Source organism: Bradyrhizobium sp. 87 (assembly GCF_023073015.1).
In the GTDB taxonomy this organism is placed as follows: Bacteria; Pseudomonadota; Alphaproteobacteria; order Rhizobiales; family Xanthobacteraceae; genus Bradyrhizobium; species Bradyrhizobium canariense_D.
Genome location: NZ_JADPIQ010000148.1, coordinates 77,041 through 102,596 on the forward strand (window position 1 = coordinate 77,041; position 25,556 = coordinate 102,596).

The window sequence follows — 25,556 nt, forward strand, 5'->3', positions numbered from 1 at the left end:
GCGCCTGGGGCTAGCCACCATGCAAAGAATGTCATGACCGAACGGCCTTCCGCTCTCGCGGTCGATCGCCGCGGGTTCATTCGCCTTGCCAGCACGACCGCCGCGGGGTGGCTGGCGCTCGGCGCAACATCTGATCGCGTACGGGTCGTGGGATCGCTGACGGCATTGCCGCTCGACGACGAACTGACCAGAAGGAGCATGATCGACAGCCCGACCTCCCGCCTGGGTGGCCTCATCGTGGGCTTGAGGCAGCGAGGCTGGGTCGAAGGCGTCAATTTCCGCCTTGAGCTCCGTTCGACCTTCGGCGCGCCGGATAGACTGAAGACCGCGGTTCAGGAATTGCTGGCGCTCAAGCCGGATGTGATCCTGACCGGCTCGACGATAGAAACCGCAGCAGTCCTGGAAGCCACCAAAACCATTCCGATCGTATTCGCGACGGCCAACGATCCCGTCGGCAATGGCTTCGTCGAAAGCCTCGCCCATCCCGGCGGCAACGTGACCGGCTTCACCAACAGCAGCGCCGAGATGGGCGGCAAATGGCTTCAGCTCATCCGCGAGGCCGTGCCGGATCTTGCGCGCGTCGGTATCCTGTACAACCCGGCGACCACTCCTCGCGGCGGCCGTTTCTTCCTCGATTCCATCGAGCAAGAGGCAGCACTGGCCGGCGTGTCCGTGATCCCCGCCCCCGTCAGCGCGCCAACGGAGATCGACGAAGCCGTCAGGCCCTTTTCCGCTCCCCCCAAGGCGGCAATGATTGCGCTGGTCGACAGCTTCCTGGTGGTCCACCGGCAGGCGGCGGTGGCGGCGGCGGCCAAATATCGCGTCCCTGCGATTTACCCGTTCTATTATTTCATGGATGCGGGCGGGCTGATGAGCTACGGGCCGACGCTCGAAGTGCGCTCGGCCGACTATGTCGATCTCATCCTGCGCGGCACCAAGGCCGGCGATCTGCCGGTGCAATCGCCACGGAAATACGAACTCCTGATCAACCGCACGGTCGCCCGCACGCTGGATTTGACGATACCATTCACGCTGCTGGCGCGCGCCGACGAGATCCGCGAGTGAACGAGACGATCGACCAGGGAGATTTGCGGCCACCTCCCGGCCGGCTGTTCCGCAAATACCTCTACTCGATCGTCGCGCTCGCTTTCGCCGCGCTCGCCATCAACACCGGCTTCGACGTCTGGTTCTCCTATCGCGAGCAGAAGCAACTCCTGGCGGCGACCCAGCGCGAGCAGGCAGCAAGCGCCGCCGTCCAGATCGGCCAGTTCATTGGCCAGATCGAAAACCAGATCAGATGGCTCTCGCGCCTGCCCCCGGAGCTGTCCACGAACGAGGACCAGCGCCTGAACGCCATCCGCCTCCTGCGCCTCTCGCCTGCGATTGCGGACATCGCCGAGCTCGACGCCCAAGGCCGCGAGCAGGTGCGCGTGTCGCGCCGTGTCGCGGACAGGATCGGCAGCAAGACCGACCTCTCCGCCTCGCAGGCCTTCCGCGGCGCCAACGAAAGCCGCGCATATTACGGGCCGGTCTACTTCCTCGGCGACACCGAGCCGTTCATGACACTCGCCACGCGCGGAACGGGCCTGGCGCCGGATGTGATTGTCGCCGAGGTCAATCTTCGCTTCATCTGGGACCTCGTCGCCGGAATCAGGGTCGGCAACACCGGGAAGGCCTATGTGGTCGATCGCATGGGTATCCTGATCGCGCATCCCGATTTGTGGCGGGCGCTGCGCCGCAGCGATCTCTCCGGCCATCCCGACGTCCGGGCCGCGCTCGATGGCATCGGGCCGCCCTCCGGCGGCTTGGTCAAGGAGGATCTGTCCGGTCAACGCGTGCTGTCGACCTATGCGACGGTCCCCTCGTTGGGCTGGCTGGTGTTCGTCGAGCTGCCGCTCACCGAGGCCTATGCGCCGATCTATGCGTCGATCGGGCGCTCGACTTTTCTCCTGGTCATCCTGCTGGCATGTGCGGTGCTGGTCTCTCTCTTTCTGAGCCGGCGCATGACCGTGCCGATCCAGATCCTGACGCAGGGCGCGCGGCGGATCGGCAGCGGCGACCTCAGCCTGCGGCTCGCGATCAAGACCGGCGACGAGCTGGAGGCGCTCGGCGATCAATTCAACCGGATGGCCGCTCACTTGCGCGAATCCTATGCGACGCTCGAGCGCAAGGTGATCGAGCGCACCTCCGAACTGGAAAAGACCCGCGACCAGACCCTTGCCGAGCACGATGCCGCCGAGCGTGCGCGCAGCGCGGCGGTCGCGGCCAACGAGACCAAATCGCGCTTTCTCGCGGTCGTCAGCCACGAGCTGCGCACGCCGCTGAACGGCGTCATGGGCGTGCTGCAACTGCTCGACGACGGCAGTCTCGGCGAAGCGCAGCGGCGCCACCTCACGACCGCGGCCGCGTCGGGCGAAACGCTGATCGCGCTGGTCGACGGCATCCTCGAATATGCGCGCCTGGAGGCCAGCGCCGAGACTCTGGAGACCCGCGATTTCCGCCTCGACCAGCTCATCGAGACGGCCGCCGATCTGATGCGTCCGCAGGCCTCTGACAAGGGCCTGACTTTCGATCTCGCCTGCGATGCGACGGTCAATACCTCCGTGCACGGCGATCCGGTGCGGCTCAATCGCATCCTGCTCAATCTGATCGGCAACGCGATCAAGTTCACCCCGCGCGGCGGCATCGGCTTGAGCGCGGCCGCCGAGAGACATGACGATCATGTCCTGCTGCGCATCACCGTGCGCGATACCGGCATCGGCATCGCGCCCGACATGCACGAGCGGATTTTCGAGGATTTCGTCCAGGCTGACGACAGTATCGCGCGGCGGTTCGGCGGCACCGGCCTTGGACTGGCGATCGCGCGGCGCCTCACCCGCCTGATGCGCGGCGAGCTGACGGTGGCGAGCACGCCGGGTACGGGCAGCTCCTTCATGCTTGAGGTACCGCTTGGCCTCGCCACCACCGACATCGCGCAAGGCGCGGTTCAGCCGCCATCGCGGCAGCTTCGCGTGCTGCTGGTCGACGACGACCCCGTCAATTGCGAGGTCGGTGAAGCGATGTTGAAGAGGCTCGGCCACCGCGCCACCATCGCCACGAACGGCGCGTCGGCCGTCGCGCTCCCCCGCGATCAGGCGTTCGACATCATCCTGATGGATCTGCACATGCCCGACATGGACGGCGTCGAGGCGGCATCGCGGATCCGCAAGCTCGGTCTGCCGACCATGCCGCGCATCATCGCGGTAACCGCGGACATGTCGGGCCGCGCCCGCGAGCGGCTCGCGGGGGCAGGCATTGCCAGGATCGTCAGCAAGCCGATCCTGATCAATGCGCTGCGCGAGGCGATCGAGGACGATGCCCAGAACCAGCCGGCCGCGCCGCAACTCGCCGCAGGCGCATTGATCGACCGGCATTTCCTTGATGACCAGAAGGAGCTGCTGGGCGCGGCGCAGATCGCAAAACTCCACGACCTGCTGGAACTGACGAGCGAAAAGCTGGTCGAGGAGATTGCCAAGGCTGCGGCGACTGACGATCCCGCGCAGCTCGCGCGCTGCGCGCACCAGCTCGGCAGCGGCGCGAGTGCGCTCGGCCTCGTCCGCCTTTTCGAATTCTGCCGTGAGGTCGAGCTGGCGGCAGTCACGATGTCCCGGCCCGAATGCGAGAGAGCCGCCCGCGAACTCGCCGCGCTTCGAGAGGCCTCGATGAGCGCGCTGGACGATCTGCTCCGGCCGGCCTAACAGCGTTCGGTCACTGGACTGAAATACAAGATGATCGGAGGCGCCGGTGCGCGCAAGATGTCTCGCCATTCTTCTCATGCTGCTCGCCCCTGCCGCGCGCGCCGAGGTCGAACAGTTTCCGTCCGGCTTCAAGACCAAAACCATCGCGGCCAACGGCACGCAGATTCATGTTCGCGTCGGCGGTCAGGGGCCTGTCGTGATCCTGATCCACGGTTTTGGTGATACCGGCGACATGTGGGTCAAGCTCGCCGCTGATATCGCGCGCGACCACACCGTTGTCGTGCCCGATCTTCGCGGTATGGGCCTCTCGAGCAAGCCCGACAATGGCTACGACAAATGGACCCAGGCTGCCGACATGCGGGCCGTTCTCGCAGCGCTCGGCATCGAAAAGGCCGTCGTCGTCGGCCACGACATCGGAACCATGGTGGCCTATGCCTACGCGGCCCGTTATCGCGACCTGGCCGAGAAGCTGATCGTGATGGATGCCCCGGTGCCTGGGGTGCCGCCATGGGACGAGGTGGTTCGCAGCCCGCAGCTTTGGCATTTTGATCTCGGAGGCCCGGACATGGAGCGGCTGGTCAAGGGCCGCGAGCGCATCTACCTCGACCGCTTCTGGAATGACTTCGCGGGGACGCCTTCCAGGATCGCGGACGCAACACGCCGTCATTACGCAGCGCTCTATGCGCGGCCGGGCGCCATGCGTGCTGCGTTCGCCCAGTTCAGGTCGATCCGAACCGACGCCGAGGACAACAAGAAGGCGATCGCGACCAAGTTGACCATTCCCGTGCTGGCTGTCGGGGGCGAAAAATCCTTCGGTGCGACAGAGGCCGTCGTGATGCGAAACGCCGCGACTGACGTCACCGAATTGGTCATTCCGGACGCCGGTCATTGGCTGATGGAAGAGCAACCGGCGGTGACCGTGAAGGCGTTACGCCAATTCCTCGATACCAAAAAATAGAGCAGCGAGCCGCGCGGAGCCGACATATCTCGGCTCAGCCCTTCCGCGCGGGTCATTTTGATCGGGTTGACGCCTCGCCCTCCCGGCCAAAGCGCTCGACCAGGAAATCAATGAACAGCCGCACTTTCACCGACAGATGTCGGGTCGGCGGATACACCGCATAGAGCGCAAGCGGCGGCGCAGAATACTTGTCCAGCACCGTCCGCAGCTCGCCTGTCCTCAAGGCGTCGGCGGCGATGAACTCCGGGAGCAGCGCGAGCCCCCTGCCCTTGATCGCGACATCGCGCAGCACCTCGGCATTGTTGACGCAGAGCGACCAGGCCGGCTGGATCCAGTGGTCGCCGCCCGCTCCCGTGAGCTTCCACTGATTGCCAGTGAGCAGGAAGCCGTAGGTCAGCGAGACATGTTCGCGCAGATCCTGCGGATGTTTTGGGGTGCCGTGACGCGCCAGATAATCGGGCGAAGCGCAGATCATGCGCGCCACCGGGATGATCTTTCGCGCGATCAAACTCGACGATTCCAATTCCGCGATGCGCAAGGTCACGTCAAAACCGTCCTGCACGGGATCGAGCAGGTCGTCGCTGAGCACGAGCTGGAGCTGCAGCTCCGGATATCGCGCCATGAAATCGGCAAGCACCGGCCCGAGCCGCAGGGTGCCGAACGACATCGGCGCGTTGACGCGCAACAGGCCGCGCGGCGCCGATTGCGCTTGCGCCACGGCCTGGTCGGCCGCCTCGATCTCCGACAGGATCACGACCGCGCGCTCGAAATAGCGCTGGCCGTTCTCGGTCGGGCTCGCATGGCGCGTGGTCCGGTTCAGGAGCTGCACGCCGAGGCTTTCTTCGAGGTCGGCGATGTATTTGCTGATCGCCGAGCGTGACAGCCGCAACTGCCGGCCCGCCTCGGCAAAACTGCCGCTTTCGACCACCTTTACGAAGGCTCGCAGGCTGGCGACCTTATCCACGGGCTGGCGCCGGCGATTGTTTCCAAATCGTAGACATAGCCGTCATATTTGCATGGATTGTCTCCAATCCAAAGCGGAACGATATTTCCCTGCAGAGCAAGACCGCTCCCCGAGCTTTGGAGGACCGACAATGTCTGGACTGCACCATGTGACCGCGATCGCGGGCGACCCCATCAGGAATTTCGGCTTTTACACCCGTGATCTCGGTCTGCGCTTCGTCAAGAAGACGGTCAATTTCGACGATCCCGGCACCTATCACTTCTATTATGGCGACGAGACCGGCCGCCCCGGCACCATCCTGACGTTCTTTCCTTGGGCCGGCGTGCCGGCCGGGCGCCGCGGCGTCGGCGAGACGCACCAGACCGCCTTCCGCGTGCCGCAAAGCTCGCTCGGCTATTGGACGCAACGCTTCGTCGAGAAGGGCATCGCTTATGAGGCGCTGGAGAAGCGTTTTGGCGAGTCCGTGCTGCCGTTCACAGACCCTGATGGCATGGCGCTCGCGCTCGTCGGTATCCCCGGCGCCGAGAGCGAGCCCGGCTGGAGCAATGGCGAGGTGCCGGCCGAGCATGCGATCCGCGGCTTCCATGGCGTGACCTTGCTGCTCGACAGCGCGGCAAAAACGGCTGCCGTCCTCACCGACGTGTTCGGCTTCAAGGAGACGGCGCGCGAAGGCTCGGTGATCCGCTTCAAGGCACCGGGCGATGCCGAAGGCAGCGTCGTCGACATCTACGAAGCCAAGGGCTTCCTGCGCGGACACCAAGGTGGCGGCTCCGTGCATCACATCGCCTTCCGCGCGGCCGATGACGCCGAGCAGGGCAAGATGGCGCAAAGGCTCGTGAGCAATCACGGCCTGCACCCGACCGAACAGCGCGACCGCAACTACTTCCGCTCGATCTACTTCCGCGAGCCCGGCGGCGTGCTGTTCGAGATCGCGACCGACATCCCAGGCTTCGCCGTCGACGAGCCCGTGGCAACGCTGGGACACGACCTGAAGCTGCCGAGCTTCCTCGAAGCACAGCGCAAGCAGATCGAGGGCGTGTTGCCGAACCTGGAAGAGAGGGTGTCGTGACCGAGAGTTCATTCATCCATCGTTTCGAGCCCGCGCGTGACGCGGGCTCTCCTCCTCTCCTGCTGCTGCACGGCACCGGCGGCGACGAGAACGACCTGCTCGGGCTCGGCAAGATGATCTCGCCCGGCTCGGCCCTGCTATCGCCGCGCGGCCGCGTGCTCGAACACGGCATGCCGCGCTTCTTCCGCCGCCTCACTGAGGGCGTGTTCGACGAGGACGACGTGCGCCGCCGCGCCCTTGAGCTCGGCGACTTCGTTGCGGAAGCGCGGCAGCGATATGGCCTCGCCGCGCCGGTCGCGGTCGGCTTCTCCAACGGCGCCAACATCGCAGCCGCGCTGTTGTTGCTGAAGCCGGACGCGCTTGCTGGTGCGATCCTGCTCCGCGCCATGGTGCCGCTGTCGGATCCGCCCAAGGTCAACCTCGCAGGCAAGCCGATCCTGCTGTTGTCCGGGCAGGCTGATCCGATCGTGCCGGCGAGCAATTCGGCCCGGCTCGCATCACTGCTTTCCGAAGCGGGCGCGCAGGTCGGTCACAAGGTCCTGCCGGCGGGCCATCAATTATCGCAGGCCGATTTGACGCTTGCCCGCGACTGGATCGGCAAATTCGCCGCCGAAGTCGCCTGACAGAAGAAGCGGCGCATCGATTTCGAACGGTGCGCCGCGGCTTCATTCGAACCAGCCGCGCCGCTTGAACCAGATCAGCGGCAGCACGCCGCTGGCAATGATGGCGAGCCACGCCAGCGGATAGCCGAAGGTCCAGTCCAGCTCCGGCATGTGCTTGAAGTTCATGCCCCAGATGCCGACCAGAATCGTGGGCGGCACGCCGACGACCGAGACGATCGTCAAGATCTTGAACAGCTCGTTCTGCTGGATGTTGATGAAGCCGAGCACGGCATCGAGCAGAAGCTGGATCTTGTCCGACAATCGCGTCTCGTAATCGCCGAGCGAAGCGACATCCTTGGAGACGGCTTCGAGCCGCTTCTTCGACGCGGCGGTGATCCATTCACCCCCGACATCGCCGGCGAATGAAGCGATGCGGCCAACGCCAAGCAGGACATCGCGCGCCTTGGCGAGCCGATCCGCCAACTCGCCGATGTTTTCCAGCGCCTCGCGCATCCGCCGGCTGGAGCGGACCGGCCGCTTGCTGCGAACGAGCCCGCCCTTGAAGACGTCCCGCGAGAGCCTGTCGACCTTCGCGCCGAGATGCTCAAGGACATCGGCGCCGCGGTCGACCATGGCCTCGATCAGGCTGGTGAACACGCACATGCCGTTCTCCAGGCTGTCATCGGAACCGATGCGCTTGCCGATGTGCTCGAAGATCGGCAGCTGCGCGAAACGCACCGTCACCAGCACGTGCGGTCCGATGACGAATCCCACCGGCGTGATCTCGGCCTCGTTGTTCTCGTTGAGCCGGACCGCCGGCGAGCTGAGATAGAGCGTGCCGTTGTCGAGGATCAGGCGGCTCGACGCTTCGATCTCGCTGAGCGAATCCTCGGACGGAACGCGTATCCCGAGCAATCGTTCGACGAACTGCTTTTCCTCCGCGGTTGCGTCCAATAGATCAGCCCAGATGATCTCGGAGGGCATCTCCGCGCCGATCTTCTGCCAGTCGTCGGATGGCCACCTGTATAGTTTGAGCAAGAACCGAACTCCGCATACCCTCGCGCCGGATCGCACGGCCTGCGGCCATCCTGCGCCGAGCTAACGCATGAGGGTTCCGAACGTTCAAAGTCGGGGGAGCATCGAGCGGCCCAATCAAACCAAGCGGGCGCGGCCTTCTTCGATGATGCCATCATGCCAGTGTTTTGCCCGACGCGTCAACGGCATCGCGCGACGCGCAACTCATCAATCGCGTCGCGCGCAAGTCATTGAAATCACTACCCTCGGCTACTGTGCATGGGGTTGTTCTTCAGGTTTTTTGTTTGGACCGGTCTCGTGACGATCTCTTCCGTTGGGAGAGATCGTCACCGACATCGCGCAATCGACATGCGCGCCCTACTCCCACGCCCATGTCGAGAAATCGTTCTCGTATTGGGGTACGTCCTTCCAGACGCCCTTCAGCTTCTTGTTGGTGATGGTGATCAGCTGCGGCTGGTACAAATAGCCCGAGACTGCATCGGTGGCCAGCATGCGCTGGGCGTCGCCGAGAAGCTTGGCACGGGCGGCTTCATCCGGCGTCGACACGATCTGCTTGTAGAGCGCATTGAAGGCGTCGTTGTTGTAGCCGAGATAGTAGTCCGGCTCGGTGATCTTGACGAGATCGAACGGCTCGACATGGCTGACGATGGTGAGGTCGAAATTATGCGGACCATTGCCGGCAAACACCTGCGACAGCCATTGCGCCCATTCGACGTTCTCGATCTTGGCGATGATGCCGACCTTGGCAAGCTGGGCCGCGAGGACCTCGCCGCCCTGGCGCGCATAGGACGGCGGCGGCAGCTTCAACGACAGCTCGAGCGGGGTGGTAACGCCGGCTTCGGCCAGCAGCTTCTTGGCCTTCTCGGGATCGTAGGGGTTGATGCCTGTCGTGTCGACATAGCCGAGCGCGCCCGGCACGTAGAAGCTTCCGATCGGCGTGCCGAAACCGTCGACCGCACCGTCGATCATCGCCTTGCGATCGATCGCGGCGAGGATGGCACGGCGCACGCGAACATCGTCGAGCGGCTTTTTGCGATGGTTGATACCGACGATGGTCTTGGCCCTGGAGCCGCCGACCATAACGTTGAAGCGCGGATCCGCCTTGAACTGCGCGATGGTGCGCTGGGCCGACACCCGGGGAAACGCGTCGACGTCGCCCGACAGCAGCGCCGCCGTCTGTGCGGACGGATCGGAGATGAAGCGGATCGTCACCTTCGCGAGCTTGATCGCGGCGGCGTTGCGATAGTCAGCCCATTTGGTCAGGGTCATCGAGGAGCCCTTGGCCCAGGCGCCCAGCTGATAGGGCCCGGTCCCGACCGGCTGCGTGATATTGGTGGCAGCGCTCTTCGGCTCGACGATCGAGCCGCTCGCCTGCCCCAGCAGGAACGGCAGGTTCGGCTCGGAATTTTTCAGGCTGATCACGACCGTGTCGGCGTCGGGCGCATCGACCTTCTCGAAGCTCTGGAACAGGCTCTTGTCCTTGTTGGTGCTGGTGGGGACCGCGTTGCGCTCGAACGAGAACTTCACGGCTGCGGAGTCAAACGGCTCGCCGTTGTGGAACTTGACGCCCTTGCGCAGCTTGAACGTATAGGTCTTCAGATCGGGCGCTGCAGTCCAGCTCTCCGCCAGCAGGGGCGAGGTGGTGCCGTCCTCGTTGATCTTGGTCAGGGTCTCATAGATGTTGTAGAGCGTGACCTCGGCGATCGCGGCGGCGGCGGCGTTGGTGGGATCGAGCCCCGGCGGTTCCAGCGCCATCGCCATGACGACGCTGTCCTTCTTGCTCTGAGCCAGCACCGGCAACGGAGCAGCGGCAAGTGCGGCGGCGAATGCGACGATCGATAGTTTCCTGAACATGCGTAACTCCCCGGCCTTGTCTTGTCTCAAGCCTACGCCAATCCTGCCGCGGACGCTAACCTTCCACGGGCAATTGCGGCAACGCCATCACGGCTTCCGCCTTGTGGCAAGCGGCCAGATGCGTCTCGCCCACCTTGCGTAGCTCAGGCAGAACCTCGCGGCAATGCTGGTCGGCTAGCGCGCACCGCGAGACATAGGGGCAGCCGGTCGCGGCCGCCGATTGCGAGGCGATCGCCTGGGCTCCGCGCCGCCGCCGGCCTCCGCCGGCGCGCACCCGCGGCACGGCCTCCAGCAGCGCTCGCGTATAGGGATGGGCGCAACGCTCGAACAAATCCTCAGGCCTGCCCTGTTCGACGATCCGGCCCAGATACATCACCGCGACCTCGTCGCAGAGATAGTCGACGACGGCCAGGTCGTGGCTGATCAGGACGTAACTGAGGCCGAACTGCTCCTGGAGGTCCTGCATCAGGTTCAAGACTTGCGCCTGCACGGAAACGTCGAGCGCGGAGACCGGCTCGTCGGCGACGATCAGCTTCGGCTGGGTGATCAGCGCGCGCGCAATGGCGATGCGCTGGCGCTGGCCGCCGGAGAACTCGTGTGGATATTTCTCCATGTCGGCATCGCGCAGACCCACCTGCCGTAGCACTGCGGAGACGCGGGCACGTAGCGTCGTGCGATCAATCCCCTCCAGCACGGTGAGCGGTTCGGCGACGATGCGCGCGATGGTCTGGCGCGGGTCGAGCGATCCGTAGGGATCCTGGAACACCATCTGGAAATCGCGGCGGGCGCGGCGCAACTCGTCGGCGGAGATGCGGTTGAGGTCGCGGCCGAGCAGCGCGACCTGCCCCGATGTCGGCCGCTCCAGCGCCATCACCACCCGCGCGAATGTCGACTTCCCGGAGCCGGATTCGCCGACGATGCCGAGGCTCTTGCCGGCGTCGACCCGCACGCTGACACCGTTGAGCGCGCGCACCTGCCCGGGCGGGCGGAACACGCTTTCGCGCGGCAACGTGTAGCGCTGCTCGAGATCCTTCACGTCGAGAAGAGGCGCCGTGCTCATACGGTCAGCGCTCCGACGCGTTCGGCCATCGACACGTCCGTCCGGATGCAGCGCACGAAATGGCCCGGTCCGACGTCCACCATTGCTGGAAGCGCAGCCCGGCACTGCTCGATCACGAGCGGACACCGATCGGCGAAGGTGCAACCGGAAGGCAGATCGGCGAGCTCCGGCACCGTGCCCGATATCGTCGTCAGCCGCGTCCCCTTGCGTGCGCCGAGTTTCGGTCGGGCGCGGAACAGGCCCTGCGTGTAGGGATGGCCCATCCGGCGGAACACCTCGTCGGTCGGTCCGCTCTCGATGATCGTGCCGCCGTACATCACCATCATGCGCTGCACGTTCTCGGCGATGACGCCGAGATCGTGCGAGATCAGGATCATCGACATGCCGCGCTCCTCGACGAGATCGGCGATGAGGTCGAGGATCTGGCCCTGGATGGTGACGTCGAGCGCCGTGGTCGGCTCGTCCGCGATCAGAAGGTCGGGCTCGCAGGCGAGCGCCATCGCGATCGTGACGCGCTGACGCTGGCCGCCGGAAAACTGGTGCGGATAAGCGTCGACGCGCCTGGCCGGATCAGGCAACCCGACGCGGTCGAGCAAGGCGATCGCCTCTCGCCGCGCCTGCGATGCCGAAAATTTCCTGTGACGCCGCAGCGGCTCGGCGACCTGGTTGCCGATCGTGTGCATCGGATTGAGCGCGGTCATCGGCTCCTGGAAGATCATGCTGATGCGATTGCCGCGCAGCCGACAATATTCCGCGTCCGACAAACCAGCGAGTTCGCCGCCATCCAGCTTGATGCTGCCGGTGACGGACGCGCTATCCGGCAGCAGCCCCATCAGCGACAACGCGGTGACCGACTTGCCGCAGCCGGATTCGCCGACGAGCCCGAGCGTCTCGCCGCGCTTCAGCGCAAAGCTGACGCCGCGCACGGCCTGCGCCGGCCCGCGGCTGGTGTTGAGGCGCACGCCGAGATTGACAACCTCGATCAACGGCATGGACGAGCGCTCGCTCATCATCATCGCTCCCGCGCCAGTCGAGGGTCGAGCAGATCGCGCAGTCCGTCGCCGAGCAGATTGAGGCCGAGCACCGCGATTGCAATCGCAGCACCCGGGTAGACGGCGAGCATCGGCGACTGGAACAGCAGCGACTGCGCGTCGTTCAGCATCCGTCCCCAGGACGGCTGCGGCGGCTGCGTGCCGAGACCGAGATACGACAAGGCGGCTTCGGCAAGGATCGCGAGCGCAAACTGGATCGTCGCCTGTACGATCAGAATCGACATGATGTTGGGCAGCACGTGCTCGATGGTGATGCGAAAGCGCCCTTTCCCCGCGGCGCGCGCGGCCAGCACGAATTCGCGCGCCCAGATCGCGTTGGCCGAGCCGCGCGTCAGCCGGATCAGCGTCGGGATCTGGAAGATGCCGATGGCGACGATCGAGGTCACCATGCCGGGCCCGACGACCGCGGCGAGCATGATCGCCGAGAGCACGGCCGGAAAGGCGAAGGTGAAATCGGAGAAGCGCATGATGATCTCTTCGGTCCAGCCGCGCCTGGCCGACGCGATGAGGCCGAGACAGACGCCGAAGGTGAGGCCGATGCTGACCGCGATGATGCCGACCATGATGGTGGAGCGGGCGCCGGCGAGCAGCAGCGAAACGATGTCGCGGCCGAAGACGTCGGTGCCGAGCCAGTGCGCGGCCGAGGGCGGCCGGAGCTTTGACGCGATGTCGATCTCATAGGGCGACCAGGGCGTCCACACCAGCGACAGCAGCGCCGAGGCGAGAACCAGCAGGCTCAGCGCGCCACCGAGCACGAAGCTGCGATGACGCAGCGCGCGGCGCCAGAAGGTCCGGGCCGGCAGAGGGCGCGCTACGGCCGGCGCGTCGACGAGGGTGGTCAACGGCGCGCTCACAGATCGTGGACCTTGATGCGGGGATCGACGAAGGCATAGAGCACGTCGACCACGAAATTGACGATGACCACCATGGTCGCGAGCAGCATCACGCAGTTGCGCACCACGATGAGGTCGCGGTTGGCGATCGACTGAAAGATCAGGCGGCCGAGCCCCGGCAGATAGAACACGTTCTCGATCACGATGGTGCCGGCGAGCAGATTGGCGAATTGCAGGCCCATGACCGTCATCACAGGGATCATGGCGTTGCGCAGCACATGACTCCACAGTACCTCGCGCTTGCCGAGGCCCTTCGCGCGCGCCGTGCGGACGAAGTCTTCGCGCAGCACTTCCAGCACAGCCGAGCGCGTGACGCGTGCGAGGATCGCGGCCTGCACGACCGCAAGCGACACCGCCGGCAGCAGCAGCGACTTGATGCCGAGCCAGACGCCGTCCTCCCAACCGGGAAAGCCGCCCGCGGAGAGCCATTGCAGCCGTACCGAGAACAGTAGCACCAGCAGGATTGCGAACCAGAAATTCGGCAGCGCGATGCCGATCTGCGTCAGCGACATCACGCCGACGTCGCCGAGCTTGTTGTGGTTGGCGGCGGTGTAGATGCCGGCCGAGAGCGCCAGCGTCACCGTGATCAGCATGGACATCATCGCGAGCGGAATGGTCAACACCAGCCGCTCCACGATCAGGCTGGCGACCGGTGTGCCGTAGACATAGGAGTTGCCGAGATCGCCGACGAGCAGCCCTTTGATCCAATGCAGATAGCGAACCGCCAGCGGCTGGTCGAGCCCGAGCTTGACGGTGAGCGCGCGGACCGCATCTGGCGAGGCGTCGGCGCCCATCAGCATCTGCGCGGCGTTGCCCGGAAGCGCATCCAGCACCAGGAAAATGATCACGGACGCGCCGACCAGCGTCGCCAGCAGGGTCAGCACACGTCGGAGGACAAATACGCTCATGCGCGCTCGGATTCAGGGCTCATCCGCAGCACGATCAACATGTCCGAGCATCGGAGGCAAGTGCTTTGCAAACAAGTCCCTTGCGGCATGTGCCTCACCTCAGCCGGGCCAGCGGGACAGGAGGTCATGCGACGCCTCGAACAGCGCGCTCACGCGCAGCAAGTCCGCATCAGCGCGGAAGCGGCCGACGAGTTGCAAGCCGATCGGCAGGCCGTCGCGGCCGAAGCCGCAGGGCAGACTGAGCGCGGGGTGTCCGGTCATGTTGAACGGCATGGTCCAGGGGAACCAGTGCGGCCGGACGCTGTCAAACTGCTTGCCGTCGATCTCGATGGTGCCGAACAGGTCCTGATCGATCGGCAGGGCGGTGCGGGTGAGGGTCGGCATCGCCAGCAGATGCCCATGCGCAAGCAGGGACTGCACCCGGCGGAACAGCGCCGTGCGCGCGAACATCGCCTCCTGATAGGCAACGCCACTGAAGTCGGTGGCGAGCGCAAGCTGCCTGAGGAAGGCCTCGCTCAGCGCGTCCCCATGCTCGGCCGCGAATTTTGCAAAGCGCGTCCGCCAGACCGTGTGATTGATGGCGCGCCAGATCGGCTCGATGTCGAACCCCTCGCCCGAAAACTCCTCGAGCTCGGCACCTAGGCCCGCAAGTCGATCGAGGCTCGCCTTGAAGCCGGCCTCGACGTCGACAGATACCGGGCGTCCGGGTGGCGACAGGCAATACAGGATTTTCTGCCCACGCAGATCGCCACGCGGGGCGGCCGTGCCGATGAAGTCGGGCACGGGAACGCCGATCGACCAGGGATCGCAAGAATCCTCGCCGGCCATCGCCTGCATCATCAGCGCGGTGTCGGGGACGGACCGCGTCATCGGCGTGACATAGGTCTGGTTGCCGAACACGTCCAGCGCCTGGCTATGCGGGATGACGCCATTGCTCTGCTTCAGCCCGACCACGCCGTTGCAAGCGGCGGGAATCCGCGTCGAGCCGCCGCCATCGGTTGCGATCGCAAGCGGCGCGATGCCGCTCGCCACCGCCACCGCCGCGCCGCCACTGGAGCCGCCCGACGAGCGCTCGGCGCTCCACGCATTGCGGGTGCGGCCGAACAGCGGCGAGTCGGTCAGGCATTTGCTGCCGAATTCGGGCGTCGTGGTCTTGCCGATCAGAATGGCGCCTTCCGCACGCAGCCTTGCAACCGCGACGGCATCCTCGTTCGGAACATTATCCTTGTAGGGAATGGCGCCGAAACTGGTCGTGACACCCCTGGTGTTGACGATGTCCTTGACGGTTGCGGGGATGCCGTGCAGCAGGCCGAGCGGCTCGCCCGCCATCAGCTTGCGCTCGGCTTCGCGCGCGGCGGCAAGCGCCTCGTCGCCGCAGATCGTGATGAAGCAGTTCAGCTCAGGCTGGAGCGCTTCGGCGCGGGCGAGCACCGCGCGGGTGAGCTCGACGGGCGAGATCTGCTTTGTCGCGATGAGACCGCGCAGCACGGTTGCGGATAGCAGGCAAGGATCGCCGTTCATCGTCACATCGCTCCGAAGCGGGCCGCCGTTGGCCGATAGCATTGACAGCCAGGATGACAGTTTTGTTAACTCGCCGTCCAATACGATTTTGAGCACCAACCCATACGATTTCGGTATGCCAATGGATCTTCGCCGGCTCCGCTATTTCGTTGCCGTCGCCGAGGCGCGCAGCGTCGGCAAGGCGGCCGAGCGGCTGCGGATGGCGCAGCCGCCGCTCTCGGTCCAAATCCGCAAGCTGGAGGCCGAGGTCGGCGCGCCGCTGTTCCGCCGCGGCACGCGCGGCATGGATTTGACCGAAGCGGGCCAGGCGCTGCTGGCGCGCGCCGGCGAGGCGCTGGCGCTGGCGGCCGACGGCATCGAGGCCGCGCGCGCGGTCGCGGCCGGCAGCCGTGGTCGGCTGTCCGTCGGCTACATGTTCGTACTGGCGAACGCGATGCTGCCGCGTCTCATCCCCGAGTTGCGGCGATCCGTTCCCGGCGTCGATCTCGATTTCGCCGAGCTCAGTGCCACGACGCGCGAGCCGCGTCTGCTCGACCGTAGCGTCACGGTCGCGCTGTGCATGCCGGCGATCCACCATCCCGAGATCCAGGTGGCCCGAATCGGCGCGCAGCCGTTCGTGCTGGCGGTGCGAAACCGTTCGCCGCTTGCGCGCCTGAGCGCGGTGTCAATGACACGACTACAAGGCCGTCCGCTGATCGCGTTGCCGCCGCCGGAGCGCGACCCCTCCTCCTCCGCGGTCGCGGCCCTGCTGCGGCGGCATCAGATCGTGATGCCGATTGCGAGCCGGGTAGAGACAGTGCATTCGGCGATGAACCTGGTTCTCGCCGGTGAAGGCCTCGCCATCCTGCCCGCCTGCGCCCAGCTCGGGGCGCCGCGCGGCATCGTGTTCCGGCCGTTGCGGGATGCGACCGATTCCATCGACATCGCGGTCTGCTGGCGGCGGGATTCTCACAGCCCGCTGATCCGGACCTTCCTCAAATGCGCCGAGAAGGTCGTGGCACCGCTGTGACGCGACGCTACAAGCTCCAGATAATCTCGTGACTCCACGGCGGATCGGCACCGGGACGGGTGCAGGTGAGACCGGCGCAATTGGCAGCAAAGGATAGTGCACCGCGAAGCTCGTCCGCGCCGATATCCTTCAGTTGCTGTCGGGCGAGGCGTCCCTGCTTGTGCAGGGCGAACAACAACGCCGCCTGAAAACTGTCACCCGCGCCGATGGTGTCGGCGACCACGACCTTGGGGGCGGCGACCTCGATCTGTCCTGCCCCCGCATGCCACGCGATCGCACCGTTGTCGCCACGGGTGATGACGACGAGGCTCGCGCCGCGTGCAAGCAGCGTGCTCGCACGCTGGTGATACGGCTCGTCGGCGAACAGATAGGTAAAATCGACGTCTGACATCTTGATGAGATCGGCACAGCCGGCAAACTCGGCCATGCGGGCGAGATAAGCCGGCTTGTCCTTCACGAGGTTGGGCCGGCAGTTCGGATCAAAGGAGATTGTCGAGGACGCTCGTGCGTCCACGATCAGGGCCATGGTCTCGCTCGCGCCCTGGTCATTGACCAGCGTGGTCGAGCCGACATGGAGAACTTCGACCGTATCGAAGGGAATAGAGCCGCGCCGGTAGGTCCAATTCCGCGTCGCGGTCTCGGCGTCGTAGAAAGCATAATGCGACTCTCCCGCAACGATACGCACGAAGGCGAGCGTGGTCTGGTGATCGCTGCTTGTGGCGAGACCGAGCTCGACATTGGATACAGCGGCGTGGTCGGCGATCATGCGCCCGAACATGTCCGTCGAGATCCCGCCGACAAAGCCGGTCGGCGCGCCGAGCCGCGCCATGCCGATTGCGACGTTGAGGCAGGAGCCGCCGACCGCCGGCATCACCGCTTCGCGCCCGTCGGTATTTCGCGTCGGGACAAAATCGATCAGCGCGTCGCCGCAGGAAATCAACATCCGTTTCAACCTCCGGCCATTCCACGCATCGCCGCGCGGCTGCCGCGATCGACCTCGCGCAGCAACTTGTAGACCTCGCGCTTGCGGGCGTGAAAGGCGGCAATGTCGGGCGTAGTGGGCTCGCTCTTCCGTCCCAACGCCGACATCTTGGCCATGGTTTCGCCGATCGAGGCATAGGCGCCGCCGGCGACTGCGCCGAGCATCGCGGCGCCGAGCAGCACGGGCTCCCTGGTCTGCGGCAGCGCCACGGTGAGGCCAGTCGTATCCGCCATGATCTGCCGCACCAGCGGACTGCGGCTGGCGCCGCCGCCCATGATCATGATGCTGGAATGGACGCCATGCGCGGTAAAGGCCTCGATCACCTCGGCAAGCCCATAGGCGAGCCCGCACAGACCGGCGACGAACAGCCGTTCCATCGAGGCGATGTCGGTGTCGAGATCGAGGCCCGCGATCACCGCGCGCGTGTCAGGGTCGGCATAGGGCGAGCGGTTGCCGATGAACTCAGGAAGCACATGGACGTTGCGGGCCAGCAGCACGGCGCGGCTGGCGCCGCCTGCGCGCGCGATGATGCGGCGCTCGAGAAACTCGATGAGGTCGAGGCCCTCGCTGCGCGCCGCCACGCTCGCCTCGGCGTGGCCGGGATGCGACTTGAGAAGATGGTCGATCGCAGCGCCCGCAGCCGACTGCCCGCCCTCGTTGAGCCAGAAATTTGGTACCATGCCCGAATAGTAAGGACCCCACACGCCCGGTACGAAGCACGGTTCTTTCGTCGTCGCCATGATGCAGGCCGACGTTCCCATGATGTAGGCGAGGCGGTCGCAGACATCTGTCGCGCCCTCCGATTCATCGCGGCCGCCGATGGCGCCGATGCCGCCGGCATGGGCATCGATCAGGGACGCTCCGACCGGCGTGCCCGGTGACAAGCCGAGATCGGCAGCTGCCGTACCGGTTAGACCGGCGCCGAGCCGCGTGCCAGGCGCGACGATCTCGGTGCCGATGCGGGCGTATTTCTCGTTGACGAAGTCCGACAGGCCGATGCGCTTGAAGAATGGCGCGCTCCAGCCACCGCCGTCATGCGCGAGGTAGTTCCATTTGCAAGTGACCGTGCAGGTCGAGCGTTGCAACGAGCCGGTGGCGCGCCAGGTCAGGTAATCCGCCAGATCGAAGAAGTGCCCTGCGGCGTCGAAGCTCGTGCGCATGTGCCGCTTCAGCCACAGCAGTTTCGGCATCTCCATCTCGGGCGAGATCGAGCCGCCGACATAGCGCAGCACGGCATCACCGGTTTCGTTGATCAGCCGCGCCTCGGCCGTGGCGCGGTGATCCATCCAGACGATGACGTTGCGCTGCCGGTCGCCGGAGGCGCTGATGGTGAGCGGCTCGCCTTGCCGGTCGAGCACCACGAGGGAGCAGGTGGCGTCGAAACCGATACCGCCGACGCTGTCGGGCGCGATTGCAGCTTCCGCCATCACGGCCCGCACCGACGCCGTGCAAGCGTCCCAGATATCCTGGGACGACTGTTCGACGATGTCACCGGCCTCGGGCCATATCCTGATCGGATGCCGTGCGATAGCCAGCAAGGTGCCCGCCTCGTCGAACACCCCTGCCCGCGTGCTTGTGGTCCCTACATCGACGCCGATATACGCTCGCGGCATTGTCGCCCCCGGAAGCTCTCGTCAGTTTTGACGCAAGCCTACCAGCAAGTGTAGCCGCCATCCACCAGCACGATGCTGCCGGTCATCAGGCTCGCGGCCTCGGACGAGAGAAAGAGCACCACGGAGGCGATCTCCTCGACCTGCCCCATCCGCGCCATCGGGGTTCCACCGATCCAGGCGTCGTACATTCTCGGATTGCTCTTCACGAAGGCGTTGAGCGGCGTCTCGATATAGGTCGGCGCCACCGCGTTGACGCGGATGCCGCGCGCGCCCCATTCGGCGGCGAGCGATTTCGTCAGATGGTGCACGCCGGCCTTGGACGCATTGTAGAAGCACTGCTCCTGCGGCTTGTTGACGATGAAGCCGGACATCGAGCCGACATTGACGATGGCGCCGCTCTTCGCCTTGAGCATGTGCTTGCCGAACTCGCGGCAGCACCAGAAGGTGCCGTTGAGATTGACGTCGATCACATTGAGCCAGTGCTCGTCGGTCACGGTCTCCGCCGGCGTCTCGCTGCGGGCGATGCCGGCGTTGTTGACGAGGATGTCCACCTTGCCGTGCCGGGCAACGACGTCGTTGGCCACTTCCGCCACGCGCTTGGTATCGGTGACGTCCATGATCGCCGTCTCGGCGTCATACCCCTTCGCCTTCAGGCTGGCTTTTGCACTGTCGGCGACCTTACTGTCGCGATCGCCGATGACGACCCTGGCGCCGGCTTCAGCCAGCGCTTCGGCGCAGGCGAAGCCGATGCCTTGCCCGCCGCCGGTGATGAAAGCGGTCTTGCCGTTCAGCTTGAATTTTTCCAGGTACATGTTGCTTTTTCCGATTCTTGCCGTTTCTTGTCAGCCCCGGATGGCGCTGCCGCTTGCGTCGAAGCGATGGATGCGCGCGGGCTCCGGCAGCAGCGATACATGGTCGCCGGCGTGCAGGCTCAACTCACCGATGTAGCGCGCCGTCAGCATGCCGAGCTGACCGGCATCGACATAAAGGAAGGTGTCGCTGCCGAGGTGCTCGGCCACCGCGATCGTTCCCTGCCAGCCGCCGGCACCGTCGCGCTCGATCTTGAGATGCTCAGGCCGTACGCCGATCGTTGCTGCGCTCTTCTGCAAGGCGTGCTCGCCGGTCACGAAGTTCATCTTGGGCGAGCCGATGAAGCCGGCGACGAAGAGGTTGGCCGGCTTCTCGTAGAGCTCCAGCGGCGAGCCGTATTGCTCGATCTTGCCGCCGTTGAGCACCACGATCTTGTCGGCCATGGTCATGGCCTCGACCTGGTCGTGGGTGACATAGATCGCGGTGGTGCCGAGCTGCTTCTGGAGCCGCGTCACCTCGATCCGCATCTGCACGCGCAGCGCCGCGTCGAGGTTGGAGAGCGGCTCGTCGAACAAAAACGCCTTGGGCTCGCGGACGATGGCACGCCCGATCGCGACGCGCTGGCGCTGGCCGCCGGAGAGCTCGCGCGGCTTGCGATCGAGATAGGGCGTGAGGTTCAGCGTTGCGGCGGCGGCCTCGACCTTACGGTTGATCTCGTCCTTGGCCAGCCCCGCCATCTTCAGGCCGAAGCCGATGTTGCCGCGCACGCTCATATGCGGATAGAGCGCATAGGACTGGAACACCATCGAGAGCCCGCGCTTGGCCGGCGGCGTGTCGACCACGTTCTTGCCGTCGATCAGGATCTTGCCGCCGGAGACGTCCTCGAGCCCCGCGATCAGCCGCAAGAGCGTGGTCTTGCCGCAGCCCGACGGCCCCACGAACACCACGAACGACCCATCGGCGATCTCCAGGTCCGCGCCCTTGATGATGTGCACGGGGCCGAAGGATTTCTGCACGTCCTGAAGTGTGATCTGACCCATGATCCGGCAGCCCTTCCTACTTTACCGCGCCAAAGGTGAGCCCGCGCACGAGCTGCTTCTGGCTGAACCAACCGAGGACGAGAATGGGCGCGATCGCCAACGTGGAAGCCGCCGACAGCTTTGCCCAGAACAGCCCTTCCGGGCTCGAATAGGACGCGATGAACGTGGTGAGCGGCGCAGCGTTCGAGGTCGACAGATTGAGCGTCCAGAACGCCTCGTTCCAGGCCAGGATCAGGTTCAGCAGCATGGTCGATGCGAGCCCCGGGATCGCCATCGGCGTCAGCACGTAGATCAGCTCGCGGCCGATGGTGGCGCCGTCCATGCGCGCGGCTTCCAGGATGTCGCGCGGAATCTCCTTGAAATATGTGAACAGCATCCAGATCACGATCGGCAAGTTTCCGAGACACAGGATGAAGACGAGGCCGATGCGGGAATCGAGCAGGCCGAATGACTTGTAGATCAGGTAGATCGGCACCAGCACGCCGACCGGCGGCATCATCTTGGTCGAGAGCATCCAGAGCAGGATGTCCTTGGTGCGCTTGGTCGGCGAGAACGCCATCGACCAGGCCGCGGGGATCGCGATCAAAAGCGCGATCAAGGTCGAGCCGCCGGCGATGATGATCGAGTTCATCGCGTGGAGGACATAATCGCTGCGCTCCTGCACCGTCGCGTAGTTTTCCGTGGTCCAGTGGAAGAACAGGAAGGACGGCGGGATCGCGAAAGCCTCGAGCTCGGTCTTGAAGCTCGCCAATACCATCCAGAGGATCGGGAAGAAGATCAGGAAGCCGAAGAACCACGCCCCGATGGTCGAGACCACCACCCGCTGCCTCGTCGCCGTACGCGCCATGTCTTATGCCTCCAGGTTGCGACCGACGATACGGACGAGGAAAAAGGCAACAACGTTGGCGATCACGACAGCGACGAGGCCGCCTGCCGAGGCAGTACCGACATCGTACTGGATCAGTGCCTGCGAATAGATCAGGAAGGCGATGTTGGTGGTCGAGAGTCCCGGGCCGCCGCCCGTGGTGACGTAGATCTCGGCAAAGACGGTGAGCAGGAAGATCGTCTCGATCAGGATCACCACCGTGATGGGGCGCGCGAGGTGCGGCAGCGTGATGTAGATGAAGGTCGAGACCGCGCTGGCACCGTCCATTTCAGCGGCTTCCTTCTGCTCCTCGTCGAGCGACTGCATCGCGGTGAGCAAAATCAGGGTCGCGAACGGCAGCCATTGCCAGGACACGATCAGGATCACGGCGAGCAGCGGCGCGTCGGTAAACCAGTCAATCGGCGTCAACCCGAACAGCGAGGCGATCCAGGCAAACAGCCCGGACACAGGATGCATCAGCAGGTTCTTCCAGACCAGCGCGCTCACCGTCGGCATCACGAAGAACGGCGCGATCACCATCAACCGCACGATGTTGAGGCCGATCACCGGCTGGTCGAGCAATAGCGCCAGCGGAATTCCGAGCAGGACGGTCAGCGCCAGCACCGAGCCGACCAGCACCAGCGTGTTCTGTAGCGAGGCGAGGAACGCGGGGTCGGTGAGGAAGTAGCGGAAGTTTTCCAGCCCGACGAACGCTTCCGAGCCGGGATCGAGTAAGCTGTAATGCAGCGTCGAGAAATAGATCGTCAACGCGAGCGGGACGATCATCCAGATGAACAGCAGCCCGACGGCCGGCGTCAGGAGCGTCCGTGCGAGAAGCTGCGTCTGCCGGGTTGCCATTCTTGGCTTCTCCGCTTGCGGGAAGAAGGCGGCCATCCACCTGGAGCGGTGGATGGCCGCAAGTCTGAGCTCAGGAGGGAGAGCTCGAGCTCACTTGATGTAACCCGCGCGCTTCATCTCGCGCTCGGTTGAAGATTGCGCCGCGGTGAGCGCGGCATCGACCGTCATCGATCCCGCAAGCGCGGCCGAGAATTGCTGGCCCACCTGCGTACCGATGCCCTGGAATTCGGGGATGGCCGCATATTGCACGCCGACGTAGGGCACCGGCTTCACCGTCGGCTTGTTCGGATCGGCGGCATCGATCGAGGCCAGCGTCAGCTTGGCGAACGGGGCGACCTTCAGATAATCAGGGTTTTGGTAGAGCGAGGTTCGGGTGCCCGGCGGCACGTTCGCCCAGCCCTCCTTCGCAGCCACGACCTTGGTGTAATCCTTGCTGGTGGCCCAGGCGATGAACTTCTCGGCGGCTTCGGCCTTCTTCGAGCCGGCGGGAATTGCGAGGCTCCAGGCCCACAGCCAGTTGGCGTTCTTGCCGAGCCCGGTGTTGGGCGCCAGCGCGAAGCCGACCTTGTCGGCGACCTTGGAGTCCTTCGGGTTGGTGACGAACGACGCCGCGACGGTGGCATCGATCCACATTGCGCACTTGCCGGCATTGAACAGCGCGAGGTTCTCGTTGAAGCCGTTCGAGCTCGCACCGGGAGGGCCGGCCTGCTTCATCAGGTCGACATAGGTCGTGAGCGTCGCCTTCCATTCCGGCGTGTTGAACTGCGGCTGCCACTTCTCGTCGAACCAGCGCGCGCCGTAGGAATTGGCCATGGCGGAGAGGAACGCCATGTTCTCGCCCCAGCCGGCCTTGCCGCGCAGGCAGATGCCGTAGACGCCGGCGCTCTTGTCGGTGAGCTTCTTGGCGGCGTCGACGACGAAATCCCAGGTGGGGCTTTCCGGCATCTTGAGGCCGGCCTTGTCGAACAGGTCGGTGCGGTACATCACCATCGAGCTCTCGCCGTAGAATGGCGCGGCGTAGAGCTTGCCGTCGACCGAGACCGCATCCTTGATCTTGGGCAGGAGGTCGGCGACGTCGTAGTCGGCGCCGAGATTGGCGAGCGGCACCAGCCAACCCTTCTTGGCCCAGATCGGCACCTCGTAGGTGCCGATGGTGAGGACGTCGAACTGGCCGCCCTTGGTGGCGATGTCGGTTGTGACGCGCTGGCGCAGCACGTTCTCTTCCAGCGTCACCCATTTGACGCTGATATCGGGGTTCTTCTTGGTGAATTCACCCGTCAGCCCCTGCATGCGGATCATGTCGCCGTTGTTCACGGTGGCAATCGTCAGGGTCGTTTCGGCCATCGCGGGGACAGCCAGCAGGACAGACGCGCCACAGACGGCGCCGAGGACGTGTTTCACGGTGACCTCCCTAAGCTCGCGCTTTTGAGCATATGCCCACGCGTTGGGCGTATGTTCGGCTGAGGGCGGGCCGTTGTCAAGCAGGCGCGCGGACGTTTCGGCAACTTATGAGTGCTGCGACGCGGGGGAGCTCGTGCGTCGCCCTCCCCGTCATGCCCCGCGAAGGGGCATCCAGTACTCCGTGCCGTCTGTCGGTTTGCCTCAGCGGCGCTGCGGCGTCCTGGATCGTCCGCCTGCCGCCTTCGCTAAACCTTCGGCGCCCCCAGACCTCAACCCCGGCGAAGCCTTGGCGTAGCCGGGTCGCGGACGACGACAGCGGCGTGGGTGGCGAAATCCCTGCCTCGCGCCCCGCGCGGAAACGACGAACCGCCTCAGCGCTCCAGAATCGCCCTTGCGGTCGCCTCGTCCGTAATCAGACCGTTGATCAGCCGCCCATTCAGCGCCGCCGCGATCGCCGGCACCTTGGCTGCGCCGACGGCGGCGCCGATCGTCGTGGTCTTCGCCGGGACCTCCGGCGGAATGCTGGTCAACCGTTTGTTGGTGCCGGCCTTCAGCAGGCGGCCCTTGGAATCATAGGCCCAGCCCGTGATCTCGCCGATCGCCCCTTGCCGCATCATCTCGAACAATTCGTCGCGGGTGACGAAGCCGTCGACATGGACCTGCGCCTTCTGGTCCATCTGGCCGATGCCGACGAGGCGCAAATCCGCCTTGGCCGCGACGGCCTTCACCTTCGCGATCGGCTCGATCCGGACCATCTTGTTGCGCTCGTCCTCGGACGACATCAGGAACGGTAGCGGCATCGGGTAATGCCGTGCGCCGGTGCGATCGGCGAGCCGGCCGACGGTATCGTAGAAGCTCGCAGAACCGTCGGCGGAGATGTTGCCGACGAGCGAGACGATCTGGTGATTGGGCCGGTCGATCGGCGTGACGCGCTCGACCGCGGCGCGCACGGCGCGTCCCGTCCCGAGCGCGACGATGACGGGGGTTTCCGAACGCAGAGTGGAATCGAGCAGGTTGGCGCAGCGTTCGGCTATGCCCGCTGTGGCCTGCGGCGCGGCGGGATCAGCCGGCACCACCTCGCAATAGGTAAGCTCGAAACGCTCCTTCAGACGCGCCGCCAATTCCATGCACGCGGCGATGGGGTGTTCGAGCCGGAAGGTGATGAGCCGTTCGGCGAGACATAGCGACACCAGCCGCTGCGCCGACGCGCGCGACACCTGGAGCATCTTCGCGATCTCGTCCTGGGTGTGACCGGCAATGAAATAGAGCCAGCCGGCACGCGCGGCGTCGTCGAGCCTGGACTTTTCGTTCTCGGCGGCCATGGC

Annotated in this window: 22 protein-coding genes; 6 read left to right on the plus strand and 16 right to left on the minus strand. The window is 65.2% G+C overall.

The window, feature by feature from the left end:
* Positions 1–33 precede the first annotated feature (33 nt).
* The 3 genes from IVB50_RS38845 to IVB50_RS38855 are packed head-to-tail and all read left to right on the plus strand — an operon-like array spanning position 34 to position 4,695.
* Entirely contained in the window at positions 34–1,065 is a 1,032-nt protein-coding gene (locus IVB50_RS38845; protein WP_018458650.1) for an ABC transporter substrate-binding protein, read from the plus strand.
* Positions 1,062–3,737 (plus strand): hybrid sensor histidine kinase/response regulator, encoded by a 2,676-nt coding sequence (locus IVB50_RS38850; protein WP_018458649.1) that lies wholly within the window; start codon positions 1,062–1,064, stop codon positions 3,735–3,737. The genes IVB50_RS38845 and IVB50_RS38850 overlap by 4 nt, the downstream gene beginning before the upstream one ends.
* A 46-nt stretch (positions 3,738–3,783) precedes the next feature.
* Positions 3,784–4,695: an alpha/beta hydrolase gene (locus tag IVB50_RS38855; RefSeq protein WP_245288510.1), complete on the plus strand. Its 912-nt coding sequence runs from the start codon at positions 3,784–3,786 to the stop codon at positions 4,693–4,695.
* A 52-nt stretch (positions 4,696–4,747) separates the two neighbouring features.
* On the opposite strand, the gene IVB50_RS38860 is transcribed toward IVB50_RS38855, so the two are convergent.
* A complete protein-coding gene (locus IVB50_RS38860) occupies positions 4,748–5,659 on the minus strand; it encodes a LysR family transcriptional regulator (protein WP_018458647.1) in 912 nt (303 codons plus the stop codon).
* Positions 5,660–5,789: 130 nt separating this feature from the next.
* Between IVB50_RS38860 and IVB50_RS38865 the strand changes: the two genes are divergently transcribed.
* On the plus strand, positions 5,790–6,728 hold the full coding sequence (locus IVB50_RS38865; protein WP_018458646.1) for a ring-cleaving dioxygenase: 939 nt from the start codon (positions 5,790–5,792) through the stop codon (positions 6,726–6,728).
* The gene (locus IVB50_RS38870; protein WP_018458645.1) at positions 6,725–7,351 is read left to right on the plus strand and encodes an alpha/beta hydrolase; all 627 of its coding nucleotides are present in this window, start codon (positions 6,725–6,727) and stop codon (positions 7,349–7,351) included. The genes IVB50_RS38865 and IVB50_RS38870 overlap by 4 nt, the downstream gene beginning before the upstream one ends.
* 42 nt (positions 7,352–7,393) lie before the next feature.
* Here IVB50_RS38870 and IVB50_RS38875 read toward each other — a convergent pair whose 3' ends face one another.
* From IVB50_RS38875 to IVB50_RS38905, 7 genes are all read right to left on the minus strand, one after another.
* Positions 7,394–8,368, minus strand: coding sequence for a magnesium transporter CorA family protein (locus IVB50_RS38875; protein WP_018458644.1), 975 nt, complete (start codon positions 8,366–8,368; stop codon positions 7,394–7,396).
* A gap of 354 nt (positions 8,369–8,722) precedes the next feature.
* Complete coding sequence (locus IVB50_RS38880) at positions 8,723–10,219, minus strand: ABC transporter substrate-binding protein (RefSeq protein ID WP_018458643.1); 1,497 nt, start codon at positions 10,217–10,219, stop codon at positions 8,723–8,725.
* 55 nt (positions 10,220–10,274) lie between these two features.
* Positions 10,275–11,279, minus strand: a complete 1,005-nt coding sequence (locus tag IVB50_RS38885; RefSeq protein ID WP_018458642.1) for an oligopeptide/dipeptide ABC transporter ATP-binding protein — start codon at positions 11,277–11,279, stop codon at positions 10,275–10,277.
* Complete coding sequence (locus tag IVB50_RS38890; protein ID WP_026233629.1) at positions 11,276–12,289, minus strand: ABC transporter ATP-binding protein; 1,014 nt, start codon at positions 12,287–12,289, stop codon at positions 11,276–11,278. Before IVB50_RS38890 ends, IVB50_RS38885 begins: the two co-directional genes overlap by 4 nt.
* A 2-nt stretch (positions 12,290–12,291) precedes the next feature.
* Complete coding sequence (locus tag IVB50_RS38895; RefSeq protein WP_018458640.1) at positions 12,292–13,185, minus strand: ABC transporter permease; 894 nt, start codon at positions 13,183–13,185, stop codon at positions 12,292–12,294.
* Positions 13,182–14,132, minus strand: a complete 951-nt coding sequence (locus IVB50_RS38900; protein WP_026233628.1) for an ABC transporter permease — start codon at positions 14,130–14,132, stop codon at positions 13,182–13,184. The genes IVB50_RS38895 and IVB50_RS38900 overlap by 4 nt, the downstream gene beginning before the upstream one ends.
* A gap of 99 nt (positions 14,133–14,231) precedes the next feature.
* Positions 14,232–15,653, minus strand: coding sequence for an amidase (locus IVB50_RS38905; protein WP_026233627.1), 1,422 nt, complete (start codon positions 15,651–15,653; stop codon positions 14,232–14,234).
* 121 nt (positions 15,654–15,774) lie between these two features.
* Here IVB50_RS38905 and IVB50_RS38910 point away from each other — a divergent pair, with 121 nt between their 5' ends.
* Entirely contained in the window at positions 15,775–16,662 is an 888-nt protein-coding gene (locus IVB50_RS38910) for a LysR substrate-binding domain-containing protein (RefSeq protein ID WP_018458637.1), read from the plus strand.
* Positions 16,663–16,669: 7 nt separating this feature from the next.
* Here IVB50_RS38910 and IVB50_RS38915 read toward each other — a convergent pair whose 3' ends face one another.
* From IVB50_RS38915 to IVB50_RS38950, 8 genes are all read right to left on the minus strand, one after another.
* Positions 16,670–17,605: a carbohydrate kinase gene (locus IVB50_RS38915; RefSeq protein ID WP_018458636.1), complete on the minus strand. Its 936-nt coding sequence runs from the start codon at positions 17,603–17,605 to the stop codon at positions 16,670–16,672.
* Positions 17,606–17,610: 5 nt separating this feature from the next.
* Complete coding sequence (locus tag IVB50_RS38920; RefSeq protein WP_026233626.1) at positions 17,611–19,257, minus strand: FGGY-family carbohydrate kinase; 1,647 nt, start codon at positions 19,255–19,257, stop codon at positions 17,611–17,613.
* Between the two features lie 38 nt (positions 19,258–19,295).
* Complete coding sequence (locus tag IVB50_RS38925) at positions 19,296–20,069, minus strand: SDR family oxidoreductase (RefSeq protein ID WP_018458634.1); 774 nt, start codon at positions 20,067–20,069, stop codon at positions 19,296–19,298.
* Positions 20,070–20,099: 30 nt separating this feature from the next.
* Entirely contained in the window at positions 20,100–21,107 is a 1,008-nt protein-coding gene (locus IVB50_RS38930; protein WP_018458633.1) for an ABC transporter ATP-binding protein, read from the minus strand.
* A gap of 16 nt (positions 21,108–21,123) precedes the next feature.
* A complete protein-coding gene (locus IVB50_RS38935; RefSeq protein ID WP_026233625.1) occupies positions 21,124–21,954 on the minus strand; it encodes a carbohydrate ABC transporter permease in 831 nt (276 codons plus the stop codon).
* Between the two features lie 3 nt (positions 21,955–21,957).
* On the minus strand, positions 21,958–22,830 hold the full coding sequence (locus tag IVB50_RS38940; protein ID WP_026233624.1) for a sugar ABC transporter permease: 873 nt from the start codon (positions 22,828–22,830) through the stop codon (positions 21,958–21,960).
* A 90-nt stretch (positions 22,831–22,920) separates the two neighbouring features.
* Complete coding sequence (locus IVB50_RS38945; protein ID WP_026233623.1) at positions 22,921–24,231, minus strand: sugar ABC transporter substrate-binding protein; 1,311 nt, start codon at positions 24,229–24,231, stop codon at positions 22,921–22,923.
* Between the two features lie 371 nt (positions 24,232–24,602).
* Entirely contained in the window at positions 24,603–25,553 is a 951-nt protein-coding gene (locus IVB50_RS38950; RefSeq protein ID WP_247300158.1) for a sugar-binding domain-containing protein, read from the minus strand.
* Between the last annotated feature and the right edge of the window lie 3 nt (positions 25,554–25,556).

Excerpts from the sequence above, each read along its gene's own strand:
- IVB50_RS38845 (WP_018458650.1), top strand. The coding sequence starts at position 34 with ATGACCGAACGGCCTTCCGCTCTCGCGGTCGATCGCCGCGGGTTCATT.
- IVB50_RS38865 (WP_018458646.1), top strand. The coding sequence starts at position 5,790 with ATGTCTGGACTGCACCATGTGACCGCGATCGCGGGCGACCCCATCAGG.
- IVB50_RS38880 (WP_018458643.1), bottom strand. The coding sequence starts at position 10,219 with ATGTTCAGGAAACTATCGATCGTCGCATTCGCCGCCGCACTTGCCGCT.
- IVB50_RS38885 (WP_018458642.1), bottom strand. The coding sequence starts at position 11,279 with ATGAGCACGGCGCCTCTTCTCGACGTGAAGGATCTCGAGCAGCGCTAC.
- IVB50_RS38890 (WP_026233629.1), bottom strand. The coding sequence starts at position 12,289 with ATGAGCGAGCGCTCGTCCATGCCGTTGATCGAGGTTGTCAATCTCGGC.
- IVB50_RS38900 (WP_026233628.1), bottom strand. The coding sequence starts at position 14,132 with ATGAGCGTATTTGTCCTCCGACGTGTGCTGACCCTGCTGGCGACGCTG.
- IVB50_RS38905 (WP_026233627.1), bottom strand. The coding sequence starts at position 15,653 with ATGAACGGCGATCCTTGCCTGCTATCCGCAACCGTGCTGCGCGGTCTC.
- IVB50_RS38910 (WP_018458637.1), top strand. The coding sequence starts at position 15,775 with ATGGATCTTCGCCGGCTCCGCTATTTCGTTGCCGTCGCCGAGGCGCGC.
- IVB50_RS38915 (WP_018458636.1), bottom strand. The coding sequence starts at position 17,605 with ATGTTGATTTCCTGCGGCGACGCGCTGATCGATTTTGTCCCGACGCGA.
- IVB50_RS38920 (WP_026233626.1), bottom strand. The coding sequence starts at position 19,257 with ATGCCGCGAGCGTATATCGGCGTCGATGTAGGGACCACAAGCACGCGG.
- IVB50_RS38925 (WP_018458634.1), bottom strand. The coding sequence starts at position 20,069 with ATGTACCTGGAAAAATTCAAGCTGAACGGCAAGACCGCTTTCATCACC.
- IVB50_RS38930 (WP_018458633.1), bottom strand. The coding sequence starts at position 21,107 with ATGGGTCAGATCACACTTCAGGACGTGCAGAAATCCTTCGGCCCCGTG.
- IVB50_RS38935 (WP_026233625.1), bottom strand. The coding sequence starts at position 21,954 with ATGGCGCGTACGGCGACGAGGCAGCGGGTGGTGGTCTCGACCATCGGG.
- IVB50_RS38940 (WP_026233624.1), bottom strand. The coding sequence starts at position 22,830 with ATGGCAACCCGGCAGACGCAGCTTCTCGCACGGACGCTCCTGACGCCG.
- IVB50_RS38950 (WP_247300158.1), bottom strand. The coding sequence starts at position 25,553 with ATGGCCGCCGAGAACGAAAAGTCCAGGCTCGACGACGCCGCGCGTGCC.